This is a genomic window from Streptomyces sp. NPDC004031 (assembly GCF_053604375.1).
In genome coordinates, this window is the sequence record NZ_JBSGHL010000007.1 from 40,015 (window position 1) to 63,772 (window position 23,758).

Here is a 23,758-nt window from a genome sequence, read left to right on the forward strand (position 1 = left end):
CGTGGCAGTACGCGCCCGCGCTACGCCTCGAACGTCGCCGACAGCGCGTCCGCGAGTCCCGGCACCAGGCCGCCGCCGGTCAGCACCTCCGACGCGGTGTCCTTCGACCGCAGCCGCACCGCCGACTCACGCGCGCCGTTCCGCAGCACCGCGACCGTCATGCGCACCTCCTGCCGCTCCGGGTGAGCGGCGACCCAGGCGGACAGCGACGCGTCGTCCATGCCCTTCGGGATCGCCGCCTCGGCGGACGGCGGCAGCATCAGCCGCTCCACGGTCAGGGCGCAGCCGGTGATCACGTCGGGCCAGGCGATGGTGGCCAGGAACTCGTCGAGCGGCGCGCCCTCCGGCAGCTCGTCCTGCTCGATCGGGGTGAGGGCCCCCGCGGCGGCGGCCGCCTCCTCGCCCGCCAGGCCGAGCTGCGCGGCGAGCGCGGGCTCCTGGGCCCTCAGCTGCGCGGTGTCGACAAGGGCGAACAGCCGGGCGGGCTGGTCCCAGCCGAGGCCGGAGGCGTAGTCGTCGATCTCCAGGACGGCACGGGTCAGCGGGTTCGCCGCGAGCGGCGTTCCATCGGTCGCGTTGTTGGACATGGTGCGTATCCTCCCCCTTCCCCTGCCGGAATCGGGAACCGGCCAAAGCGTGGTGAAGTTGCATGTGTGGGAGTCCGACCCGGGACCAGCGGACAAAAGCCGACATTCGCCACTATTCGAGGTGCGCAACCCTTGGTATTCCAGATGCCCGACCGCGGCGGCGCGGGGGCGGCAGGGCACAGCCGGAGGCCCGTGCGCCGCTCCCGCGCGGCTGTCGCGCTCATCGTGGTCCTCGGCGTCCTGGCTGTGCTGATGACCGGGCTCGTCACCTTCTCGGGCCTGTGGACCGACCTGCTCTGGTACCGCTCGGTGCACTACTCCTCGGTCTTCTCCACCATGACCCGCACCAAGGCCGCGCTCTTCGTCGGCTTCGGCCTGCTGATGGCCCTCGGCGTCGGCCTGAACATGTACCTCGCCTACCGGCTGCGCCCGCCGCTGAGCGCCATGTCCAGCGAGGAGCAGAGCCTGGACCGCTACCGGATGGGCCTGGCGCCCTACCGGGTGTGGGTGCTCGCCGGGATCTGCGGGGCGCTCGGCATCATCTCGGGCAGCGCGGCGGCCACCCAGTGGCGCTCCTGGCTGCTGATGGCGCATTCGACGCCCTTCCACACCAAGGACCCGCAGTTCCACAAGGACGTGTCCTTCTACACCTTCCAGCTGCCCTGCTACCGCTTCCTCGTCGGCTTCGGCTTCGCGGTCGTCGTGCTCTCCCTCGTCGCCGCCGCGGTGGTGCACTACCTCTACGGCGGGGTGCGCCTCACCTCGCCGGGCGCGCGCGCCACCGGGGCCGCCACCGCGCACCTGGCGATCCTGCTGGGCCTGTTCGTGTCCCTCAAGGCCGCCGCCTACTGGCTGGACCGCTACGCCCTGGCCGTGCGCTCCGGCGGCTACCGCACCGCCCGCGGCTGGACGGGCCTGCGCTACGTCGACGCCAACGCCTACCTGCCGGCCAAGACGATCCTCTGCGGCATCGCCGTGATCTGCGCGCTGCTCTTCTTCGCCACCGCGTGGCGCCGCACCTGGACGCTGCCGACCGTCGGCTTCGGCCTGATGGTGCTCTCGGCGATCCTCATCGGCGGGCTCTACCCGGCCGTCATGCAGAAGTTCCAGGTGCTGCCGCACGAGTCCGCCAAGGAGGCGCCCTACGTGCAGAAGAACCTGGACGCGACCCGGGCCGCGTACGGCCTCGCGGACGCCCAGGTCACGCAGTACCCGGCCGCCCCCGCGTCGTCCACCACCACCGACGCCGCCGGGACGGGCGCCGCCGACGGCAGCCTGCGCCAGCAGGCCGCCGACGCGGCGAGCCCCACGGTGCTGGACCCCAAGGTGGTCTCGCCCGCCTTCCAGACGCTCCAGCGCGGCAGCTCCTCCTACGAGTTCCCCTCCACCCTGGACGTCGACCGCTACCAGGACGGCGGCACCAGCAAGGACACCGTCGTCGGCGTCCGCGAACTCAACAGCGACGGCATACCGCACGGCGACTGGACCGACGACCACCTCGTCTACACCCACGGGTACGGCGTCGTCACCGCCGACGGCAGCACGACCAGCAGCGACGGCACCCCGCTCTTCGGCGACCAGGACACCAGCGCGCTCGGCCCCTCCGGCGACTACCAGCAGCGGATCTACTTCGGCGAGCAGACCCGGCAGTACGCCATCGTCGGCGGCGGCACCCAGGAGATGGACTACCCCGGCGGCACCAAGGGCGGCGGGACGACCACCTACCAGGGCAAGGGCGGTGTCAGCCTCAGCAACCCGCTCACGCGCGCCGCGTACGCGATCAGCCTCGGCGAGCCGCGCATCATGTACTCCGACGCCATCGGCAAGAACGCGAAGATCCTCTACAACCGCACCCCCAAGGAGCGCGTCGCGGCCGTCGCGCCCTGGCTGACGATCGACGGCGACCCCTACCCCACGGTGGTCGGCGGCAAGGTGCTGTGGGTCGTGGACGGCTACACCACGAGCGACGACTATCCCTACGCCAGCCGCACCACGCTCGCCGACGCGACGTCCGACTCGCTCACCGACAACCGCCGCCAGGTCCTGGGCGGGCAGAACGAGGTCAATTACATCCGCAACTCGGTGAAGGCCACCGTCGACGCCTACGACGGCACGGTCACCCTCTACCAGTGGGACGAGCAGGACCCGGTGCTCAAGACCTGGATGAAGGCCTTCCCGCACACCGTCGAACCCAAGTCGGCCATCCCCGCCGGGCTGCTGCCCCACCTGCGCTACCCGCAGGACCTGTTCAAGGTGCAGCGCGAGATGCTCACGACCTACCACGTCACCAAGGCCGCGGACTTCCGCGCGCCCGGCCAGGTGTGGGACGTGCCGGACGACCCGGCGGCGGCCAAGGCCGGCAAGGCGGTGCCGCCGTACTACCTGGATCTGCGGATGCCCGGCGGAAGCGGTACGAGCGCCAAGACGTATTCGCTCACCAGCACCTTCACCCCCGCCAAGGGGGAGAACATGAGCGCGTTCATGGCCGTCGACGCCGACGCGACCAGCCCCGACTACGGCACGATCCGGCTGCTGCGGATATCCGCGGGGGCGGACGCGGACGGCCCGGCGGCCGTCCAGTCCGCGATCGACGCGGCGGGCCGCTCCGCCCCGGCCGCCGACCAGCTCACCCGCCTCGGCGCCGACTCCACCGTCGTCCACGGCAACCTGCTGACCATCCCGCTGGACCGCGGCCTGCTCTACGTCGAACCGGTCTACGCGCGCGCAGCCAAGGCGGACTACCCGCAGCTGGTCAGCGTCGCCGCGGTCTACGGCGACCGCACCAGCTACCGGCCGACGCTCGACCAGGCCCTCGACGACCTCCTCGGACCCGCCGCGTCCAAGACCGCCGCCACGCCGGGGACGGACCAGGACGCCACGCTCGACCAGGCCCTCGACGACGCGCAGCAGGCCTACGCCGACCGGCAGGCCGCCGAGCGCAAGGGCGACCGGGCCGCCTACGACGCCGCCCAGCGACGGCTGGACGCGGCGCTGTCGAAGGCGCGCACGGCGGAGAAGGCCACGGCGACGCCCGAGGCCACGGCGACGCCCGAGGCTCCGGCGACGCCCGAGGCTCCGGCGACGCCCGAGGCTCCGGCGACGCCCGAGGCTCCGGCGGAGAAGCCCACGGCCACCCCGGGGGTTTCCGCGGGGGCGGGTGGAAAAGACTGAAAGAGCGGCGGGCACTCCGTGATACGGTGAGAACACAACGACGCGGGGTGGAGCAGCTCGGTAGCTCGCTGGGCTCATAACCCAGAGGTCGCAGGTTCAAATCCTGTCCCCGCTACCAATCGAGACCCCCTCCGGCTTCCGGCCGGAGGGGGTCTCGTGCGTGGTGGGCGTCCCGTCGGGCGACCCCGCTCGCGCGAGGCGCGGCGGCGCGGCGGCGCGGGCCCGCCGCTTCCGCGCTGCGGCAGACGGGTGATGACGGAGCGTGAACGCCCGTGACGCGGAGGTGCGAAGCTCTGCTAGATTGCCCTCGAACGATCGACGCGGGGCGCAGCGGCCCGGCGAACGCGCGGCGTACCGGGCGCGCGGCCCGGAAAACCGCGGGTCCGCGGCCTGTCCCTGCTGCGGCATGAACTAGGCCCGAAGTCAAGCGACTTCGGGCCTCTTCGCTTGTTCGGATGAATCCGGGGAAGGAGCGTTTGGTGTGACGTCATGTCGGGAAGTCGACAAAACGCTGTAGAGACCGGCGGGTTGGGGTATACCAGGTGTACGCCGTTAGCGGGTGGTGCGACGATGGAGCTCATGGGGGATGGTGCAAGACTGCTGAACACTCGTCAGAACCGTGGTCGCCACGGTCCGGCGGGCGAGCTCGTGCTGCCCGCCGCCACTGACCCGAGCGCCCCGGAGGCCCCGGCCCCGGGCGCGCCCGCCGCCGTGCCCGCCGGCCCGGCCGCCCCGCTCACCACCACCGCACCCGTCGCCGCCCTGGTCCCCGCCCCGCGCCCCGCCGAGCCCGGCATTCCCGGCGTCCCCGCCGAGGGGGCCTTCGCCGGGAAGACGCCCGAGCGCGGTACCGCACTGCCCGCCGGACAGGGCGCGGGCGCGGGCGTACCCGCCGGGGTGCCCACCGCGCTCACCGCCTCCGACATCGCGCGGGCCGCCGGACTGGCGCCCGCCGCGGCCGAGGCGGACGCCGACACGCCCTTCGAGCTGCCCGACGAGGACACCCTCGCGCTGCGCGAGGAAGCCGAGATAGAGGCCCGTCACCGGCGCGCCGCCGAACGCGGCGACCCCGGCGCGATGAGCGCGCTCGGCACCCTGCTGCTGCGCCGCGGCGACCTCGACGGCGCCGAACCGTACCTGCGCGCCGCCGTCCAGCACGGCGACCGCGCCGCCGCCAACAACCTGGGCCTGCTGCTGCACCAGCGCGGCCGCGCCGACGAGGCCGCCGGATGGTGGCGCATCGCCGCCGTCGCCGGTTCCGCCGCGGCCGCGCACGCCCTCGGGCGGCACTACCGCGAACGCGGCGACGAGCCCGGCGCCGAGTACTGGCTGCGCCAGGCCGCCGAGTCCGGCCACGTCCTGGGCGCCTACGCGCTCGCCGACCTGCTCGACCACCGCCGCGACGGCGCCGCCGAGCGGTGGTTCCGCGCCGCCGCCGAGCACGGCCACCGCGAGGCCGCCTACCGCCTCGCCCGCTTCTGCGCGGCCCGCGGCGAGAGCCACGAGGCCGAGCAGTGGTTCCGGCAGTCCGCCGCCCGCCGCCACCGCCGCGCCGCCCTGCGGCTCGGCAACCTGCTGGAGGAGCGCGGCGAGGCCAAGGAGGCCGCGCACTGGTACCTCACCGCCGCGCGCGACGGCGAGGCCAAGGCCGCCTGCGCCCTGGGCTTCCTGCTGCGCGACGCCGGCGACCTCGACCAGGCCGCCACCTGGTGGCGCCGCGCCGCCCAGGCGGGGGACGGCAACGCGGCCAACGCGCTCGGCGCGCTGCACGCCCAGGAGGGCGAGCCGCAGACCGCCGAGCGGTGGTACCGCGCCGCCCTGGACGCCGGCGACATCAACGGGGCCTACAACCTCGGCCTGCTCTGCGCCGGTCAGGGCCGCGCCCCGCAGGCCGAGCAGTGGTACCGCAAGGCCGCCTACGCCGGACACCGCGAGGCCGCCAACGCGCTCGCCGTCCTGCTGCTCCAGCACGGCGACGCGGACGGCGCCGAGCCGTGGTTCTCCAAGGCCGCGGAGGCCGGCAGCATCGACGCCGCCTTCAACCTCGGCATCCTCTACGCCGGGCGCGACGAGCCCGCCGCCGCGCGGATCTGGTACGACCGCGCCGCCGCGGCCGGGCACGCCGGAGCCGCCCTCCAGGTGGCCATCGCCCTCCAGCGCGAGGGCGACCACCACGGCGCCGAACGCCACCTGCGGTGCGCCGCGGGCGGCGGCAGCCCCGAGGCGGCCTTCCGCCTCGGCGCGCTGCTCGACGCCCGCGCCCGCGAGTTCGAGGGCGCGGAGGTCTTCGGCGACGAGGCGGCAGAGTGGTACGAGCGGGCGGCGCGGCAAGGGCACAGCCGCGCGCAGGTCCGGCTCGGCATGACCGCGGCGCAGCGCGGCGACATCGAGCTGGCCGCGCACTGGTACCGCCTGGCGGCGGAGGCCGGTTCGCGCAACGGGGCCTTCAACCTCGGCCTGCTGCTGGCCCGCGAGGGCAGCGAGCCCGAGGCTGCGCTGTGGTGGACCCGCGCCGCCGACGCGGGACACGGCCGCGCGGCCCTGCGCCTCGCCCTGCTCTCCGCCCGCCACGGGCGCCTCGCCGACGCGCAGACCTGGTGCGCCCGCGCGGTGGCCTGCGGCCCGGCCGAGGTCGCCGAACGCGCCACCCGCCTGACGGCTGCCTTGACGAGTGAACTCACGGCGTAGCCCCACGGGGCGGGCCGGGACGAACTCACGCCTGCACCGCGGGGCGCCTCGCGGCGCAGGCGCGGCCTGAATCGTCGGCCCCGCGGCCCAGCGGATTTGCGCTGATCAAAAGCCCTCCGCTAAGGTAAAAGCACAACGACGCGGGGTGGAGCAGCTCGGTAGCTCGCTGGGCTCATAACCCAGAGGTCGCAGGTTCAAATCCTGTCCCCGCTACCACGGACGAAGGCCCGGAGGCATCTGCCTCCGGGCCTTCGTTTTTTGTTCTGCTTCGGGCAAAGTCCGGGCATATCAGGTGGAGGCGGGCACCCCGGAAGGGAATGCTGAAGAGAGGATGAACTGACGGATCCTCAGGAGGCGCGCGTGTGGCGGTGGCTGCGGAGTCGGGATCGGCGCGATCGGGGCACGGCGGCCGCCGAGGCCGGCGCACGCTGGGCCGCGTGGTGCCGGGAGGCGGAGTGCGGCCGGGCCGCGGACGCGGAGGTGCTGCTCCACCGATTGCTCGATCTGCCCGCCCAGGGCGCACCGTTCGAGCGTGCGGCCGCCCTCGCCGCGCTGAGCGCGGCCCCGCCCCGGCTGCTGCTGCGACTCGACCGTGCCGCCCGCCGCGCCGACACCCCGCAGGCGGCGGGCTGGGACGTACTCGCCCTGCTCCTGCGGTCGTTCGCGCCCGACGGCCGGGTACGGGAGGCCGCCGTCACGGGGCTGGCCGACCGCGGCGGGCCCGCGGCCGCCGCGGGCCTGGCGCTGCGCAGCGCGGACTGGGTCGAGCCCGTACGGACCCGGGCGACGGCCGCGCTGCTCGCCCAAAGCGCCCCCGACGAGGTGGCCGCCGCCGTCCGCGTGCTGCTGCGGCTCGCGGGCCGCCGCCGTACGGGCGCGCTGCTCAGCGACTACCGCCGGCTGCTGTGCCGCCCCCCGTACCGGCGGGCCCTGCGGGCGCTCGCGGCGGATCCGGACGGGCCCGCCCGCCGCTTCGGCCTCGCACTTGCCGTGGAGGTGGGGGAGTACGCGTGCGGCGACCTGCTCAGCACGGCGCTGCACCACCACGACCACGAGTGCCGCACGCTGTGCGCGCAGCGCCTGCTCGACCTCGACCCCGGCCAGGCGGCCCGGCTCCTCCAGGCCCGCGACGCGGGGGTGCGCGAACTCGCGGTCTCGGCGCTGCCCCTGGACGTGCCCGCGACCCGCCTGGTCGCCCCGCTCGCGGACCGCGCGCGCATCGTAAGGGCGACGGCCCGCTGGCTGCTGTACGGGCGCGGTGAGCCGCCCTCCGCGGTCTACCGGCGGCAGATCGCCCGCGCGGGACGGACGACACCCGCCCGGCACCTGGCCGGTCTCGCGGCCGGGCTCGGGGAGTGCGGGGACGCGGGGGACGTGCCCGTGCTCATGCGGCTGCTGGACCGGCGGCGGTCCGCGCCCGCGGCGGTGCGGCGTGCCGCGGTCCACGCGGTGGGGCGGCTGGCGCCGCGGGCCGAACTCGTGGCCCTGCTCGGGCCGCTGGCCCACGACTCCGATCCCGGGGTCGCCCGGGAGGTCTTCGCCGCGTTCGCCGCGCGGGCCGCGGGCGGGGTCCCGGCGGAGATCCGCTGGCTCGGCTCCGTCCGCCCCGAACCCGCGGTCCGCCGCGCCGCGGCCCGCCTGTGAACTCTGCCGCGCGCGGTGAGCGTTCTCGGGGCGCGGCCCCTCCGCGGGGGGAGGTCCTACACCGTGACCGGCGAGCCGGCGGCAGCCCAGACGCGGAGGATGTCGCGGACGGAGACGACGCCGACCGGGGCGGGGCCGTCGAGGACGATGAGATGGCGGAACCCGCCGCGGACCATCGCGGCGGCCGCCTCCTCCAGCGTCCACTGGGGCGCGGCGAAGACGACGTCGGTCGTCGTGTGGGCGTGGGCCGGTTCCTCGTCGGGGCTCATGCCCGCGCCGACCGCGTCGAGGACGTCGCGTTCGGTGAGGATGCCGAGCCCGCAGGCGTCGTTGTCGGCGTCGAGGACGATGGCCGCGCCGACCCGGCGGGCGGACATCAACTGGGCGGCCTGGCGGAGCGTGTGTGCGGGGCCGATGGTGAGAACCACCGTGCTCATCGCGTCGCGGACCAGCATGGTCAGGGCACCTCCTGGCTGTGCGGCGGACATGCGTGCCGGACCGGCTGCGTTCCTGTGGAATGCCCGTGAAAGCCTTCACAAATTCACAAGCGGCGGCACTTACATAGTCACACGCACGGCCCGCGGAGGGAAGGAGGCGCGCGGCGCCCGCGGCCCGCGCGCGGAGGTGCTCTCCCGGCGCGGCGCGCTCCTCCGCGCCGGGGGTGGGGTCAGGAGTCGCCCAGGTAGCCCAGCAGCTCGTCGTGCAGCAGGCCGTTCGAGGCGGCCGCGTTGCCGCCGAAGGGGCCCGGCGTCCCGGCCAGGGAGGTGAAGCGGCCGCCCGCCTCGCGGACGATCACGTCGTTCGCCGCCATGTCCCACAGGCTCAGCTCGGGTTCGGCGCAGATGTCGACGGAGCCCTCGGCCACCATCATGTAGGGCCAGAAGTCGCCGTAGCCGCGGGTCCGCCAGCAGTTGCGGGACAGGTGGAGGAAGTTGTCGAGGCGGCCCAGGTCCTCCCAGCCGCCGAGCGAGGCGTACGCGAAGGAGGCGTCCTCCAGGCGGTTGACCTTCGAGACGTGGATGCGGCTCGCGGAGGTCAGGCTGCGCCCGGTGAACGCGCCGCTGCCCGCCGCGGCCCACCAGCGGCGGCCGAGCGCCGGGGCGGAGACTAGGCCGACCACGCCCTCGTCGCCCTGCTCGCCGCGCACCACGAGCGCGATCAGGGTGGCCCACACGGGCACCCCGCGCACGTAGTTCTTCGTGCCGTCGATGGGGTCGACGATCCAGCGGCGCGAACCGGCGCCGTCGGTCGTGCCGTACTCCTCGCCGAGCACCGCGTCGCGCGGCCTGGCACGGGCGAGCTGGCCGCGGATCAGCTCCTCGGCCTCCTTGTCGGCCTCGCTGACCGGCGTCAGGTCCGGCTTGGTCTCGACCTTGAGGTCGAGTGCCCGGAAGCGGGCCATGGTCGCGGCGTCGGCGGCGTCGGCCAGCACATGGGCGAGCCGCAGGTCGTCGTTGTAGTCGGGCATGTGCCGAACAGTAGCGCGGCGGGGTGCGCGCCCGGCCGCCACCGGCCCGTGACGCGGGGCCTTGACAGGCCCTGGTGGTGCGTCAATTCTCCCCGTACGGCCTGTCCGTCCGACCCGCCGCCCGCCGTGGCGGCCCGGAGGCACCGCCTGGAGGCGCCGATGCCTACCGCGCGAGACGCACTCATGGACGCTGCCTTCGCCGCGCTCGGCGACAGGCCCTGGGCGGCGGTGCGCATGACCGAGGTGGCCGCCGCGGCGGGGGTGTCCCGGCAGACCCTCTACAACGAGTTCAGCAGCAAGGACGGCCTGGCCAAGGCGCTCGCCCGGCGCGAGACCGAGGACTTCCTGACGGGCCTGGACGGTGCGCTGGCCTCGGCCCGGTGCGCGGGCGCCGACGCGGGGGAGTGCTTCGCGGCCGCCGCGCGGTGGACGCTGCGCAGCGCCCGCCGCAGCCCGCTGCTGCACGCCGCGCTGACCGGGCCGGGCCCGGCGGGCTCCCCGGTCCCCGGCGCCGGGCTGGTGGCCGCGGTGCACGCCCGTACCGTCGCCGTCCTGGTCGACGGTTGCCCGCGGCTGCTCCCGGAGGACGTCGGCTGGGCGTGCGAGGCGGCGCTGCGGCTCACGCTGTCGTACGTGATCGCGCCGGCCGCCGACGACGAGGAGTCGTGCCTGCGGATCGGCCAGCTGATCCGCGGCCTGCTCGACCCGCCCGCACACGGCCGCAGGTGACGCGGCCGAACGTGGCGGGACCGGAGCGACCGGCCGCCGGTGTCAGTGCGAGGAGCCGGAGATCTGCAGGCCGATGACGCCGACGATGACCAGCGAGATCGAGGCGAGCTTGAGCGACGAGACCAGGTCGCCGAGGAAGGCCATGCCGTAGATCGCGGTGCCCGCGGCGCCGATGCCGGTCCACACCGCGTAGGCGGGGCCGACGTCCAGCTTCTTCAGAGACAGCGTCAGCAGTCCGAAGGAGGCGAGCGCGAACGCCGCGAAGGCGATCGTCGGCCACAGCCTGGTGAAGCCGTGGGACAGCTTCAGGCAGACCGCGAAGCCGGTCTCCATGAGACCCGCGACCACCACCAGGAGCCAGGCCATCCGGGCGCCTCCGTTTCGGCTCGTTCGTCGGCTCGTTCACCGCGCGCGGCACGCAGCTGTCGCACCGCCGCGCACGCGGGTTGCTGCCGCTCGTCCCCACGTGCGCTGCCGATCATCACACAGCGCGGCCGAAAGTGGAGCGGACGCCCAAACCGTACCGGTCAGTCGCCCTCGCGACGCTCCCGGGTGGCCAGCAGGCGGCGCAGCGAGTCGAGCCGGGCCGGTTCGGCGTGTCCGGCGGCCACCCAGGCGTCCAGCGCGCAGTCCTTCTCGTCGTGCGAGCAGCCGCGCGGGCAGTCCACCGTGCCGGGTTCCAGGTCCGGGAAGGCGTGGATGACACGGGAGGGGTCGATGTGGTGCAGCCCGAAGGAGCGTACGCCGGGGGTGTCGATCACCCATCCGGCCTCGCCCTCCGGCCCGTCGCCGGGCAGCGGCAGGGCCAGCGCGGAGGTGGTGGTGTGCCGGCCGCGGCCGGTGACCGCGTTGACGTGGCCGGTCGTGCGCTGCCGCTCCACCAGCGCGTTGACCAGCGTGGTCTTGCCGACGCCGCTGTGCCCGACGAAGGCGGTGACGCGTCCGGCGAGCCGTTCGCGCACCGCGTCAGCGCCCCCGGCCTGCAGGGTGTCGCGGCTGGTCACGACGTAGTCCAGGTCCAGGGCGCCGTACGTCTCCAGCAGCGGGCCGGGCGGGGCGAGGTCGGACTTGGTGAGCACCAGCAGCGGCCGCAGCCCGGCGTCGTACGCGGCGACCAGGCAGCGGTCGATCATGCGGGGGCGCGGCTCGGGGTCGGCCAGTGCGGTGACGATGGCCAGCTGGTCGGCGTTGGCGACCACGACGCGCTCGTAGGGGTCGGTGTCGTCCGCGGTGCGGCGCAGCACCGAACGGCGCTCCTCGACCCGGACGATGCGGGCGAGCGTGTCCTTGGCGCCCGACAGGTCGCCGACGACCGCGACCCGGTCGCCGACCACCGCGGACTTGCGGCCCAGCTCCCGCGCCTTCATCGCGGTGATCTCGCGGTCGCCGACGAGGACGGTGAGCCGCCCGCGGTCGACGGTGAGCACCATGCCCTCGGCGGCGTCCGCGTGCTGCGGGCGGATGTTGGTCCGCGGGCGGCTGCCCTTGCGGTTGGGGCGGACTCTGACGTCGTCCTCGTCCGGGTTCTTGCCGTAACGCCGCACTGCTCAGCCCCGCCCCGCCGTACCCGTACGGCCGCCGGGACCGGCGGCCCTCTCTGCCTGGGCCGCGGCGGCCCCGCCCGTCGCGTCGCCCTCGGCCACGTCGCCGCCGCCCAGCATCGCCGTCCACAGCTCGGGGAAGTCCGGCAGGGTCTTGCCGGTCGTCGCCACGTTCTCCACCCAGATCCCGTCCACGGCCAGGCCCAGCACCGCCGCCGCGGTGGCCAGCCGGTGGTCGTCGTACGTGCGGAACTCGCCGCCGTGCAGCGGGCGGGGGCGGATGCGCAGCCCGTCCGGGGTCTCGTCGACGTCGCAGCCGAGCGCGCCCAGTTCCTTGGCGAGCGCCGCGAGCCGGTCGGTCTCGTGCAGTCGCAGATGGGCGATGCCGGTCAGTTCCGACGGATCCTCGGCCAGCGCCGTGACGGCCGCGATCACCGGGGTCAGTTCGCCGACCGCGCCGAGGTCGGCGGTGATGCCGCGGATCCGGCCCGTGCCGCGGAAGGTCAGCGCGCCGTCGCTCTGCTCGTACGCGCCCCCCATCCGGGTGAAGATCTCCCGCAGCGCGTCACCCGGCTGGGTGGTGCGGCGCGGCCAGCCCGGCACGGTGACCTTGCCGCCGGTCACGAGCGCGGCGGCGAGGAAGGGTGCGGCGTTGGACAGGTCCGGCTCCACCGTGAGGTCGCGGCCGAGCAGCGCGCCCGGGGTGACCCGCCAGACGTTCGGGGCGCCGCCGTCCTCCGGGGCATCGACCCGGGCGCCGGCCTTGCGCAGCATGTCGACCGTCATCCGGATGTGCGGTACGGAGGGCAGGGTGCGGCCGGTGTGCCGCACCTCCAGGCCCTTGTTGAAGCGCGGCCCGGACAGCAGCAGCGCGCTGACGAACTGCGACGAGGACGACGCGTCGACGTCCACCGCGCCGCCGGTCAGCGACCCTGCCCCGTGCACCGTCAGCGGCAGCGAGCCGCGGCCCTCGTCGTCTATCCGCGCGCCCAGGGCGCGCAGCGCGTCGATCACGCCGTGCAGCGGGCGCTCGTACGCGCGGGCGTCGCCCTCGAAGCGGACCGGCCCGTCGGCGAGCGCGGCGACCGGCGGCAGGAAGCGCATCACCGTCCCGGCGTTGCCGACGTCCACGGTGGCCGGGCCGTACAGCCCGGCGGGGATGATCCGCCAGGCCTCGCCGCCGTCGGGGTTGACGGTCTCGTCGATCTGGACGCCCATGGCGCGCAGCGCCTCCGCCATCAGGACGGTGTCCCGGCTGCGCAGCGGGCGGCGCACCCATCCGGGTTCCGCGGAGTGCGCGGCGAGCACCAGGGCACGGTTGGTCACCGACTTCGATCCCGGCACCGTGACGGTCGCGTCAACGGCGCCCGGCGCGGTGGGGGCGGCCCACCAGAGGGGGGAGTGCGCGGCGCTGTCGCTCATGAGCCCCAGCGTAGTGGCTCGGGTACGGGGGGATAAGTTGGCGAATACGTCGAAACCTCCCGGAAACCTGCGGTCATACGGTGGCCATCAGGACCGGAAGCTCTGATTCCGCGGTCGCGTACGGTCATCGCCGGTCATCGGGCACCCCCGCGGCCCCGCCCGCCGGCCGCCCCGGCGCGCACCGTGCCGATCAGCGGCCGATCGGGTGGGCGGGTCAGCGGCTCGGCGGACGAACGGACGAGCGGACCAGCGGACCAGCGGACGAGCCGCTCAGCGGTCCAGCGGTTCAGCGCATGAGCAGCCAGCGGCCGCCGCCCACCAGCGCGCACACCGCCACCCCGTAGAAGAAGAACAGCCACAGCGCGGCGGGCGTCCGGGTCAGCCGCGCGAGCTGGTCGGCGTCCGAGGCCCCGCTGCGGTCCCGGCGCCTGCTCGCCTGGAGCTCCGCGACCGGCCGGGCACCGCCCGCGAGCAGGAACCACACCACCAGGTACGCGAAGGCCGCCTGCACCTCGGCCTTCGTCAGCCACGACACCAGCAGGAACACCGCCCCGGTCAGCACCACCGTGAGGGCGCCGTACGCGTTGCGGATCATGACCAGCATCACCAGCAGCAGCGCGGTCGCACCCCACAGCAGTGCGGTTATGTGACCGGCGGCCAGCAGCGCCGCGCCCGCGAGGCCGAGCAGCGGCGGCGCGGTGTACCCCGCGGCGGCGGTCAGCACCATGCCCGGACCGTGCGGCTTGCCGCGCGAGACCGTCAACCCGGAGGTGTCGGAATGCAGCCGTATGCCGTCGAGTCGCCGCCCCATGAGCAGCGCCACCAGGCCGTGCCCGCCCTCGTGCGCGATCGTGACCGCGTTGCGCGCGACCCGCCACGCCCCGCCGGACAGCACCACGGCGAGCGCCACCGCCGCCGTCGCCCCGACGAGCCAGCGCGGCGGGTCGGCCTGGGTCCCGGTCAGCCGGTCCCACATCTCGCTGATGTCCGCGACGTTCATTCGGTGCCCGTTTCCCCACAAGCCGGTGGTTCGTCCGCTTTTTTCGTACGTCCGTGCGAGTCGGCTCCCGGTGCCGCCCGCGGTCGTGGCAGTGTGTCACTCATGTGCGGTCGATATGCGGCGAGCCGGAAACCCGAAGATCTCACGGGCATCTTCGACGTCCAGAAGTGGGAGCCCACCGAGGCCCTCGCCCCGGACTACAACGTGGCGCCCACCAAGGACGTCCCTGTCGTACTGGACCGCCCGGTGAAGGATTCCGGTTCCCCGGATCCGGTACGGCAGCTGCGCGTGCTGCGCTGGGGCCTGGTGCCGTCCTGGGCGAAGAGCCCCGACGTCGGCGTCAAGATGATCAACGCGCGGGCCGAGACCGCCGCCGAGAAGCCCTCCTACCGCCGCGCCCTGGCCGCCCGCCGCTGCCTGATACCCGCCGACGGCTACTACGAGTGGGTCACCGGCGCGGGCGAGCGGCAGCTGGAGGAACAGGGCAGGCGCAAGCGCGCCCGCAAGCAGCCGTACTTCGTCACCCCCGCCGACGGCTCGGTCTTCGCCATGGCCGGGCTGTACGAGTTCTGGCGCGACCGCACGCTGCCCGACGACCACCCGCGCGCCTGGTGGACCACCTGCACCGTCATGACGACCGCCGCCGAGACCACCGACCTCGCCGGGTGGGACGGCCAGGGCCCGCGCTCCCTCGCCGACATCCACCCCCGGATGCCGCTCATGATCACCCCCGACCACTGGGACGCGTGGCTCGACCCGCGCACCACCGACCCGGACGCCCTCCAGGACCTGCTGGCCCCGCCGCCGCCCGGACTGCTGCGCGCCTACCCGGTCGGCACCGCGGTCAGCAACGTCGCGAACAACGGGCCCGAACTGCTGGACGAGCTGCCCGCGCCCGAGGAGGAGACCCTCTTCTGATGCCCCCCGCACCACCCGAGCCCGCCCCCGCCCCCACGCCCGGCCGCGTCCAGGACGTCGACACCCCGGCCGGTCCCGCCCGCATCAGCTGGTACGGCGCCGCCCGGCCGCGCAGCGTGCTCGCCCTCGGCCACGGGGCGGGCGGCGGCATCGAGGCCGCCGACCTGGTCGCGCTCGCCGCCGCGCTGCCCGCCGCGGGCGTCGAGGTCGCCCTCGTGGAGCAGCCCTGGCGGGTCGCCGGGCGCAAGCTCGCCCCCGCCCCCGCCGCCCTCGACACCGCCTGGACCGCCCTGTGGCCCGCGCTCGCCGCCCCCGGCCTGCCCGTCGTCGCCGGCGGCCGCAGCGCGGGCGCCCGGGTGGCCTGCCGTACCGGCGAGGCGCTCGGCGCCGCCGCCGTCCTCGCCCTGGCCTTCCCGCTGCACCCGCCGGGCCGCCCCGAATCCTCCCGGGCCGCCGAACTGACCGGGGCCGCCGCCGTCCTGCCGCTGCTGGCAGTCCAGGGCGGCAACGACCCCTTCGGCAAACCCGCCGAATTCCCGCCGCGCCACCGCCCCGTCGAGGTGCCCGGCGCCAACCACTCCTTCGCCGTCCCCAAGCGCGCCGCCCTCACCCAGGAGGCCGCACTCGCCCTGCTGACCGGGGCCGTCACCGACTGGCTCGCCGGGCTCGGCCACGCCACCGGCCCCACCGGCGGCCGCACCGGCACCCGCAGCGGCCGCCGCTGAGCCGCACGCCCCCGGGCCGCGTTCCGCGGCGGCCGGGAATGGGGGCGGCGGCACCGGCGTTGTGGCAAGCGTCAGAACGTACAACAGCACCCCAGCAGCTTTGGTGAAGTGGCGAGAGAGGCACCCGCATGGTTTCAGCCGCATGCCGGCCCCGGGCCGAGGCCGCCGCCCAGCAGGCGGCGGCAGCGCCCTACCTGAACTGGGCCGACTGGACCACAGGTGGCGAGGGCAAGGACGCCGCCAAGGGCGGACCGGGCGTGACCCTCGCCAGTGCAATATCCTCCGAGACGAGCGTGTCCGCTTTGGGGCTCGCTGGCGTTTCTGAGGAGGTGGGTCCGGTCACCGGCACCGACGACAGCACGGCGGAAACCGCGGGTGCGTCCGGTCAGGAAGCAGCGGAAAGCAGCGCGGAGCGCGCCCAGCGCTTCGAGCGGGACGCCCTCGGGTTCCTGGACCAGATGTACTCGGCCGCGCTGCGGATGACCCGCAATCCGGCCGACGCGGAGGACCTGGTGCAGGAGACGTACGCGAAGGCGTACGCGTCCTTCCACCAGTTCCGCGAGGGCACGAACCTCAAGGCCTGGCTCTACCGCATTCTCACCAACAGCTTCATCAACTCCTACCGCAAGAAGCAGCGCGAACCGCTGCGCAGCGGCTCGGAGGACATCGAGGACTGGCAGCTGGCGCGCGCCGAGTCGCACATGTCGACCGGCCTGCGCTCCGCGGAGTCGCAGGCGCTCGACCACCTGCCCGACTCCGACGTCAAGGCGGCGCTCCAGGCGATCCCCGAGGAATTCCGTATCGCGGTCTATCTCGCGGACGTCGAGGGGTTTGCCTACAAGGAGATCGCCGACATCATGGGAACGCCCATCGGCACGGTGATGTCCAGGCTGCACCGCGGCCGCCGTCAGCTGCGCGAGCTGCTGGAGGACTACGCACGTGACCGCGGACTGGTCCCGGCGGGCGCGGGAAGCGAGAAGGGCGCGGATTCATGAGTTGCGGCAACGCGCATGAGACGGACTGCTCGGAGGTGCTGGGGCACCTCTACGAATACCTCGACAACGAGATGTCCGAGGACGCGTGCACGAAGTTCCGGGAGCACTTCGAGGAGTGCCATCCCTGCCTGGAGAAGTACGGGCTGGAGCAGGCGGTGAAGAAGCTCGTCAAACGGTGCTGTGGGTCTGACGACGTCCCGACCGACCTCCGGTCGAAGGTGATGATGCGGATCGAGTCGATCCGCGCCGACGAATCCGCCGCCGAACAACCCACGGCCTGACCCTCCCCCTGCGGCGGGCAGCACCCGTTTTTTCAGGGGCGCGGGGAACTGCGCGAGCAACCCACCACCGGCCGGTGGTCCGGATCGGACCGAAGCGACCCCTTGGGTCGGTATCCGACCCGCGCCCCGGTGGGGGCTGGCCGCGCAGTTCTCCCCCAGGCTCCGCCTGGGAGGTGCCCCCACGCGCCCCTGAAAACGCTCGCCCGGCGCGTCAGCTCCCCCGTGAGGGGATTCGTACGGGGGTACCCCGTTCGGGGGATGGCCCGGGTAAGGGGACCCGGGGGCAGGGGCGGGCCCCTAGCGTGGGGAGGGCCGGGGGAACGTACCCCGGTGAAGAGGGGTGCGACGTGGCCGAGCGGCAGGCAGAAAGCTTTCTGCCTCGTGCTGCGGCCCTGGTCGCCGCGATGCAGCTCAAGGACCCCTACACCCGCGGGCACGGCGACCGCGTCGGCCAGGCCAGCGCCCTGATCGCCGCCGAACTGCGCCTCGCCGAGGACCTCGTGGCCGACCTGCGGCTCGCCGGCACCCTGCACGACATCGGCAAGCTCGCCGTGCCCGGCCGCCTGCTGCGCAAGCCCGGTCCGCTCACGCCCGCCGAGCAGGACGTCGTACGGCGGCATCCGCGGCACGGCTACGCGCTGGTCAGCGGCAACCAGGTGCCCGCGGTCGCCCGGGTCGCGGTGCTGCACCACCACGAGTGCTTCGACGGCGGCGGCTACCCGCACGGCCTCGCCGGGCACCGCATTCCCTGGCCGGCCCGCATCGTGTCGGTGGCCGACGCGCTCGACGCCATGACCTCCCACCGCAGTTACCGCCCGGCGCGCCCGGTGAGTGCCGCGCTCGCGGAGCTGAGCCGGTGCGCGGGCAGCCAGTTCGACCCGTCGGTGGTCGCCGCGCTCTCCCGGGCCCTGGCGCGTCACCCCTGGCCACCGCCCGTGACCCGCACGGTGTACGGGCGGCCCGCCTACCGCTCGTAGGCCTTTCGGGTGACGGCGACTCGCCCGGGTGCTGGTGGAGCGGCCCGCCTCGGCATGGTTGGATGCCCACGGGTATGGCAAGGAGGCAGGGAGAGCCCGCTGCCGGACGGCGGCGGGAGGCACACGGACGTCGGGCTGAGAGCGCGGCCGAAATGTGCGAGGTTGGTGTGTGGAGCCGCTTGTCCGACGACGTACGGGCGGTACGCGATGGGGCCGCACCCCGCGGTGCGCGCCCTCCGGGGGACGACGTGATCGTGGTGCGGAAGGCGACGTCCTGGCAGTGATCGGCTGAGCGGGCAGGCGGTAACGACGTTGAAGATCTTCGGCAGAGTGCGGCACCGGCCGTCGCCCACCTGGCGGCAGGCCACCGACCAGGCGTTCTCACTGATCGACGACGGGCGCTACGAGGACGCGGGCGCGCTGCTGACCCGGGCGGCCGACCTGGAGCCCTGGCTCTCCGAGTCCTGGTACAACCTCGCACTGCTGCACAAGTTCCGGCACGACTGGGCACAGGCCCGGATCGCCGGGCTGCGCGCGGTCGCCCTGCTGGACAAGCCGGTCGGCGCGCCCGACTGGTGGAACCTCGGCATCGCCGCGACCGCCCTCCAGGACTGGCCCCTCGCCCGCCGCGCCTGGCAGGCGTACGGCCTGCGGATGCCGGCCGGTACCGCCGCCCGCAGCGGCGAGGAGTCGGCGCGGCTGCCGCTGGGCAGCGCCACGGTGCGGCTGTCGCCGGAGGGCGAGGCGGAGGTCGTGTGGGGCCGCCGGCTCGACCCGTGCCGGGTGGAGGTGCTGTCGATCCCGCTGCCGTCGTCCGGACGGCGCTGGGGCGAGGTCGTGCTGCACGAGGGTGTCGCGCACGGTGAGCGGGCCACCGCGGCCGGTTCCGGCTCCGGATCCGGCGGGGCGGTCTACCCGGTGTTCGACGAGATCGAGCTGTGGGCGCCGTCCCCCGTCCCGACGTGGCTGGTGCTGCTCGAAGCGGAGGCCCCGGCGGACCGGGACGCCCTGGAACGGCTCGCCGCGGAGGCCGGCTACGCCGCCGAGGACTGGTCGTCGTCGGTACGGCTGCTGTGCCGGACGTGCTCCGAGAGCCGCATGCCCACGGACGACGGCTCCGCGCGCCGCGACCCGCACGACCACGGTGAGCCCGGCCACCCCGGGCATCTCAGCCACCTCAGCGACTCGGGGGGCGGGTCCCACTGGTCGCAGGAACGCGAGTGCGGGATCGCCGCTCCGGCCGGGCTGGTCCAGGGGCTGCTCGACAGCTGGGTCGCGGATTCGCCCGCCACCCGCGCGTGGCGCGACCTGGAAGAGGTCTGCTGACCCCTGCCGGGTCCGCCGGTGTACCCCGCCGGGTGCCGCTCTCCGCCGGTGGCGCGGGCGGCGCCGTACGGGGCGGGGCGGCCGGGGGCGTACCCGGCCTGGCCCGCGGTCCACTCCCGTACTCTGGACGGGTTAGTGAACCGGCCTGGAAGGCGATAGCAGAACGATGGCGCAGACCGCTGACACCGCCCCTCCGGAGGAGGGGGAGACGTTCGTCGACGACGTGACCGACGGCGCCGCCCGTGAGGAAGCCCACCGGGTGCGCGGCACCGCGCGGCCGATCACGGTGGTCGGCAACCCCGTGCTGCACCGGGAGTGCCGTGACGTCACCGACTTCGGCGCGGAGCTGACCGCCCTCGTCGACGACATGTTCGCCAGCCAGCGCGCGGCCGAGGGCGTGGGCCTGGCCGCGAACCAGATCGGTGTGGACCTGAAGGTCTTCGTCTACGACTGCCCGGACGACAACGACGTCCGGCACGTGGGCGCCGTGTGCAACCCCGTGCTGGAGGACCTGCCCGCGGACAAGCGGCACCTGGACGACTCCAACGAGGGCTGCCTGTCGGTGCCGGGCGCGTACATGGAGACGCCGCGCCCGGACTACGCGGTGGTCCGCGGGCAGGACCTGGAGGGCAATCCGATCGTCGTGCGGGGCACCGGCTTCTTCGCGCGGTGCCTCCAGCACGAGACCGACCACCTCTACGGGCGGCTCTACATCGACCGGCTCTCCAAGCGCGACCGCAAGGACGTCATGCGCCAGATGGCGGAGGCGACCCCGAAGTTCGCGACGGTGCCGAACGACTGAGGCCGCCCCCGGGACGTCCTAGAACTCCTCGTCGAGCGCGACCGAGCCCTCCACCGCCACCTGGTAGGCGGAGGGCCGGCGCTCGAAGAAGTTCGTCAGCTCCTGCACGCCCTGCAGCTCCATGAAGGAGAAGGGGTTGCGGGAGCCGTACAGCGGCGGGAAGCCGAGGCGGGCGAGCCGCTGGTCGGCGACGCACTCCAGGTACTCGCGCATGGAGTCGGTGTTCATGCCCGGCAGTCCGTCGCCGCACAGGTCACGGGCGAACTGCAGCTCGGCCTCGACGGCCTCCCTCAGCATGTCCGTGACCTCCTGCTGCATCCGCTCGTCGAAGAGCGACGGATCCTCCTTGCGCACCGTGTCGACGACGTCGAAGGCGAAGCTCATGTGCATCGTCTCGTCGCGGAAGACCCAGTTGGTGCCGGTCGCCAGGCCGTGCAGCAGCCCGCGCGAGCGGAACCAGTAGACGTACGCGAAGGCGCCGTAGAAGAACAGGCCCTCGATGCAGGCCGCGAAGCAGATCAGGTTGAGCAGGAAGTTGCGGCGGTCCTCGTGGGTCTCCAGGCTGTCGATCTTCTCGGCGCCCTGACCGTCGAAGTTGGCCATCCAGCGGAAGCAGAACTGCGCCTTCTCGCGGATCGACGGGATCTCCTCGACCGCGTCGAAGGCCGCGGCCCGGTCGGCCGGATCGGGCAGGTAGGTGTCCAGCAGCGTCAGGTAGAACTGGACGTGCACGGCCTCCTCGAAGAGCTGGCGGGACAGGTAGAGCCGCGCCTCGGGGGAGTTGATGTGCTTGTAGAGGGTCAGCACCAGGTTGTTGGAGACGATCGAGTCGCCCGTGGCGAAGAACGCCACCAGCCGGCCGATGAGGTGCTGCTCGCCCGGGGTGAGCTTGGCGAGGTCGGCGACGTCGGAGTGCAGATCGACCTCCTCCACCGTCCAGGTGTTCTTGATCGCGTCGCGGTAGCGCTCGTAGAAGTCCGGGTAGCGCATGGGCCGCAGGGTGAGTTCGAAGCCCGGGTCGAGCAGGTTCTTCGTGGGGGTGGTGCTGGTCATTACTGGCAGGCCTCGCAGGACTCGGGGTTTTCCAGGGAGCACGCGACGGCGTCGGCGGCCGCGGCGGCGGATGCGGGAGCGGGTACGGGGACGGAGGCGGGGGCGGAGCCCTGCGCGGCGCGGGCGATCCGGGTCGCCGGGCGCGAGCGCAGGTAGTACGTGGTCTTCAGGCCCTGCTTCCAGGCGTAGGCGTACATCGAGGAGAGCTTGCCGATGGTGGGCGTCTCCATGAACAGGTTCAGCGACTGGCTCTGGTCCAGGTACGGGGTGCGGGCCGCGGCCATGTCGATGAGGGCGCGCTGCGGCAGCTCCCACGCGGTGCGGTACAGCTCGCGCACCTCGGCCGGGATCCAGCTGAAGCCCTGGACGCTGCCGGAGGAGTCGCGCAGCGCCTCGCGGGTCTGCTCGTCCCACACGCCGAGCCGCTTGAGGTCGGCCACCAGGTAGGAGTTGACCTGGAGGAACTCGCCGGACAGCGTCTCGCGCTTGAAGAGGTTGGAGACCTGCGGCTCGATGCACTCGTAGGAGCCGGCGATCGAGGCGATGGTCGCGGTCGGGGCGATGGCCAGCAGCAGCGCGTTGCGCATGCCGTGCGCCGCGACGCGCTCGCGCAGCGCCGCCCAGCGCTCGGGCCACGCGGTGGCGGTGCCGTAGTGGTCCGGGTGCAGCACGCCCGCGGCGGCCCGGGTCTCGGCCCAGGCGGGCAGCGGGCCGTGCCGCTCGGCGAGGTCGCAGGACGCCTCGTAGGCGGCCAGCATGACGCGCTCGGCGATCTTCGTGGACAGCGCGCGGGCCTCGGGGGAGGCGAAGGGCAGCCGCAGCTTGAAGAAGACGTCCTGGAGCCCCATCACGCCCAGGCCCACTGGCCGCCAGCGGGAGTTGGAGCGGCCCGCCTGCTCGGTCGGGTAGTAGTTGATGTCGACGACCCGGTCCAGGAACGTCACCGCGGTGTGCACGGTCTCGTCCAGCCGCGTCCAGTCGATGTCCCCGTCGGCGGTGACGAACGAGCTGAGGTTGACCGAGCCGAGGTTGCACACCGCCGTCTCGGAGTCGTCGGTGACCTCCAGGATCTCCGTGCACAGGTTGGACGAGTGCACGGTACGGCCGGGCAGCGCGGTCTGGTTGGCGGTGCGGTTGGCGGCGTCCTTGAACGTCATCCAGCCGTTGCCGGTCTGCGCGAGGGTGCGCATCATGCGGCCGTACAGCTCCCGGGCCGGGATGGTGCGCTGGGCGAGCCCGGCGGCCTCGGCTGCGCGGTAGGCGGCGTCGAAGTCGTCGCCCCACAGGTCGACGAGCTGCGGCACGTCGGCGGGCGAGAACAGCGACCAGGAGGCGTCCGCCTCGACCCGGCGCATGAACTCGTCCGGCACCCAGTGCGCCAGGTTCAGGTTGTGCGTACGCCGGGCGTCCTCACCGGTGTTGTCGCGCAGCTCCAGGAACTCCTCGATGTCCGCGTGCCAGGTCTCCAGGTAGACGGCGGCGGCGCCCTTGCGGCGGCCGCCCTGGTTCACCGCCGCGACCGAGGCGTCCAGCGTCTTCAGGAACGGCACGATGCCGTTGGAGTGCCCGTTGGTGCCGCGGATGAGCGAACCGCGGGCGCGGATCCGGGAGAAGGGCAGACCGATGCCGCCCGCGTGCTTGGAGAGCCGGGCCACCTGGTGGTAGCGGTCGTAGATCGAGTCCAGCTCGTCCAGCGGCGAGTCCAGCAGGTAGCACGACGACATCTGCGGGTGCCGCGTACCGGAGTTGAAGAGGGTGGGGGAGCTGGGCAGGTAGTCCAGCGCGCTCATCAGCCGGTAGAGCGCGGCCACCTCGTCCAGCGCCGGGGCGCTCTCGTCCTCGGCCAGCCCCGCGGCCACCCGCAGCATGAAGTGCTGCGGGGTCTCGATGACCTTGCGGGTCAGCGGGTGGCGCAGCAGGTAGCGGGTGTAGAGGGTGCGCAGGCCGAAGTAGCCGAAGCGGTCGTCGGCGCCCTCGGTGAGCGCCCGCTCGACCAGGGCGTCCAGCCGGGCCGCGTGCCGGGTGACGAAGTCGGCGGTGCGGTCGGCGACCAGGCCCTCGCGGTGCCCCACCGCGATCGAGGCCGTGAAGGACACCGAGCCCTGTGACGCGGCCTCCTCGGCGATCGTCACGGTCAGCAGCCGCGCCGCGAGCCGCGAGTACGCCGGGTCCTCCGAGATCAGCCCGGCCGCCGCCTCGGTGGCCAGCACCCGCAGCTCCGCCGTGTCCGCGGCCGCGCTGCGCCCCCGCAGCGCCGCACCGGCGACCCTGCCGGGGTCGGTGTCGGGAAGGTCGGTACACAGCTCCACGAGGGTACGCAGCAGGTCGCCGCTGTCGGGCGCGCCGGAGGTGGTACCGGGGGTACCGGCGGGGGCTGCGGGGGCTTCTGGCGCGATGGTCACGGTGATGCGGTCTCCCTCGTGAGCGGCGG

The 23,758-nt window shown here is 73.9% G+C and carries 19 protein-coding genes, 2 tRNA genes and 1 pseudogene; 13 read left to right on the top strand and 9 right to left on the bottom strand.

Annotation, left to right across the window (positions count from 1 at the left end):
• Nucleotides 1-20: 20 nt before the first annotated feature.
• A complete protein-coding gene (locus ACWERV_RS06110) occupies nt 21-587 on the bottom strand; it encodes a PPA1309 family protein (RefSeq protein WP_452929403.1) in 567 nt (188 codons plus the stop codon).
• 144 nt (nt 588-731) lie between these two features.
• On the opposite strand from ACWERV_RS06110, the gene ACWERV_RS06115 reads away from it, so the two are divergent.
• The 5 genes from ACWERV_RS06115 (at nt 732) to ACWERV_RS06135 (ending at nt 8,090) form a co-directional block, all read left to right on the top strand.
• Nucleotides 732-3,758: a UPF0182 family membrane protein gene (locus ACWERV_RS06115; RefSeq protein WP_452929646.1), complete on the top strand. Its 3,027-nt coding sequence runs from the start codon at nt 732-734 to the stop codon at nt 3,756-3,758.
• Nucleotides 3,759-3,799: 41 nt separating this feature from the next.
• Nucleotides 3,800-3,876: transfer RNA gene (locus tag ACWERV_RS06120), tRNA-Met, on the top strand.
• 461 nt (nt 3,877-4,337) lie between these two features.
• Nucleotides 4,338-6,446, top strand: coding sequence for a tetratricopeptide repeat protein (locus ACWERV_RS06125; protein WP_452929406.1), 2,109 nt, complete (start codon nt 4,338-4,340; stop codon nt 6,444-6,446).
• A 139-nt stretch (nt 6,447-6,585) separates the two neighbouring features.
• A tRNA-Met gene (locus tag ACWERV_RS06130) sits at nt 6,586-6,662 on the top strand.
• A gap of 264 nt (nt 6,663-6,926) precedes the next feature.
• Nucleotides 6,927-8,090 (top strand): hypothetical protein, encoded by a 1,164-nt coding sequence (locus ACWERV_RS06135; RefSeq protein ID WP_452929409.1) that lies wholly within the window; start codon nt 6,927-6,929, stop codon nt 8,088-8,090.
• A gap of 56 nt (nt 8,091-8,146) precedes the next feature.
• On the opposite strand, the gene ACWERV_RS06140 is transcribed toward ACWERV_RS06135, so the two are convergent.
• Together ACWERV_RS06140 and hisN are read right to left on the bottom strand one after the other, a co-directional pair.
• Nucleotides 8,147-8,545 carry a CBS domain-containing protein gene (locus tag ACWERV_RS06140; RefSeq protein WP_031520237.1) on the bottom strand — a complete coding sequence of 133 codons (399 nt, stop codon included), beginning with the start codon at nt 8,543-8,545 and terminating at the stop codon, nt 8,147-8,149.
• Between the two features lie 212 nt (nt 8,546-8,757).
• A complete protein-coding gene (gene hisN / locus ACWERV_RS06145; protein ID WP_452929412.1) occupies nt 8,758-9,558 on the bottom strand; it encodes a histidinol-phosphatase in 801 nt (266 codons plus the stop codon).
• Nucleotides 9,559-9,717: 159 nt separating this feature from the next.
• On the opposite strand from hisN, the gene ACWERV_RS06150 reads away from it, so the two are divergent.
• Nucleotides 9,718-10,287 (top strand): TetR family transcriptional regulator, encoded by a 570-nt coding sequence (locus tag ACWERV_RS06150; protein WP_398182958.1) that lies wholly within the window; start codon nt 9,718-9,720, stop codon nt 10,285-10,287.
• 42 nt (nt 10,288-10,329) lie between these two features.
• Here ACWERV_RS06150 and ACWERV_RS06155 read toward each other — a convergent pair whose 3' ends face one another.
• The 4 genes from ACWERV_RS06155 to ACWERV_RS06170 form a co-directional block, all read right to left on the bottom strand.
• Nucleotides 10,330-10,653 (bottom strand): DMT family transporter, encoded by a 324-nt coding sequence (locus tag ACWERV_RS06155; protein WP_398182961.1) that lies wholly within the window; start codon nt 10,651-10,653, stop codon nt 10,330-10,332.
• Between the two features lie 161 nt (nt 10,654-10,814).
• Nucleotides 10,815-11,831, bottom strand: a complete 1,017-nt coding sequence (gene rsgA / locus ACWERV_RS06160; protein WP_452929416.1) for a ribosome small subunit-dependent GTPase A — start codon at nt 11,829-11,831, stop codon at nt 10,815-10,817.
• A 3-nt stretch (nt 11,832-11,834) separates the two neighbouring features.
• A complete protein-coding gene (gene aroA / locus ACWERV_RS06165; protein WP_452929418.1) occupies nt 11,835-13,250 on the bottom strand; it encodes a 3-phosphoshikimate 1-carboxyvinyltransferase in 1,416 nt (471 codons plus the stop codon).
• 286 nt (nt 13,251-13,536) lie between these two features.
• Nucleotides 13,537-14,250: a M50 family metallopeptidase gene (locus ACWERV_RS06170; RefSeq protein ID WP_398182970.1), complete on the bottom strand. Its 714-nt coding sequence runs from the start codon at nt 14,248-14,250 to the stop codon at nt 13,537-13,539.
• Nucleotides 14,251-14,352: 102 nt separating this feature from the next.
• On the opposite strand from ACWERV_RS06170, the gene ACWERV_RS06175 reads away from it, so the two are divergent.
• From ACWERV_RS06175 to def, 7 genes and pseudogenes are all read left to right on the top strand, one after another.
• The gene (locus ACWERV_RS06175; RefSeq protein WP_452929420.1) at nt 14,353-15,168 is read left to right on the top strand and encodes an SOS response-associated peptidase; all 816 of its coding nucleotides are present in this window, start codon (nt 14,353-14,355) and stop codon (nt 15,166-15,168) included.
• Nucleotides 15,168-15,893, top strand: a complete 726-nt coding sequence (locus ACWERV_RS06180; RefSeq protein ID WP_452929421.1) for an alpha/beta hydrolase family protein — start codon at nt 15,168-15,170, stop codon at nt 15,891-15,893. Before ACWERV_RS06175 ends, ACWERV_RS06180 begins: the two co-directional genes overlap by 1 nt.
• A gap of 329 nt (nt 15,894-16,222) precedes the next feature.
• Nucleotides 16,223-16,888: a sigma-70 family RNA polymerase sigma factor gene (locus tag ACWERV_RS06185; RefSeq protein ID WP_398183420.1), complete on the top strand. Its 666-nt coding sequence runs from the start codon at nt 16,223-16,225 to the stop codon at nt 16,886-16,888.
• On the top strand, nt 16,885-17,169 hold the full coding sequence (gene rsrA / locus ACWERV_RS06190; protein ID WP_398182980.1) for a mycothiol system anti-sigma-R factor: 285 nt from the start codon (nt 16,885-16,887) through the stop codon (nt 17,167-17,169). The genes ACWERV_RS06185 and rsrA overlap by 4 nt, the downstream gene beginning before the upstream one ends.
• Nucleotides 17,170-17,561: 392 nt before the next feature.
• A pseudogene (locus ACWERV_RS06195) lies at nt 17,562-18,110 on the top strand (HD-GYP domain-containing protein); the annotation flags it as partial.
• A gap of 348 nt (nt 18,111-18,458) precedes the next feature.
• A complete protein-coding gene (locus ACWERV_RS06200; RefSeq protein WP_452929424.1) occupies nt 18,459-19,472 on the top strand; it encodes a tetratricopeptide repeat protein in 1,014 nt (337 codons plus the stop codon).
• Between the two features lie 166 nt (nt 19,473-19,638).
• On the top strand, nt 19,639-20,274 hold the full coding sequence (gene def, locus ACWERV_RS06205; protein ID WP_452929426.1) for a peptide deformylase: 636 nt from the start codon (nt 19,639-19,641) through the stop codon (nt 20,272-20,274).
• Nucleotides 20,275-20,292: 18 nt separating this feature from the next.
• On the opposite strand, the gene ACWERV_RS06210 is transcribed toward def, so the two are convergent.
• Together ACWERV_RS06210 and ACWERV_RS06215 are read right to left on the bottom strand one after the other, a co-directional pair.
• Nucleotides 20,293-21,327, bottom strand: a complete 1,035-nt coding sequence (locus ACWERV_RS06210) for a ribonucleotide-diphosphate reductase subunit beta (protein ID WP_452929428.1) — start codon at nt 21,325-21,327, stop codon at nt 20,293-20,295.
• Nucleotides 21,327-23,729, bottom strand: a complete 2,403-nt coding sequence (locus ACWERV_RS06215; protein WP_452929430.1) for a ribonucleoside-diphosphate reductase subunit alpha — start codon at nt 23,727-23,729, stop codon at nt 21,327-21,329. The genes ACWERV_RS06210 and ACWERV_RS06215 overlap by 1 nt, the downstream gene beginning before the upstream one ends.
• Nucleotides 23,730-23,758 lie beyond the last annotated feature (29 nt).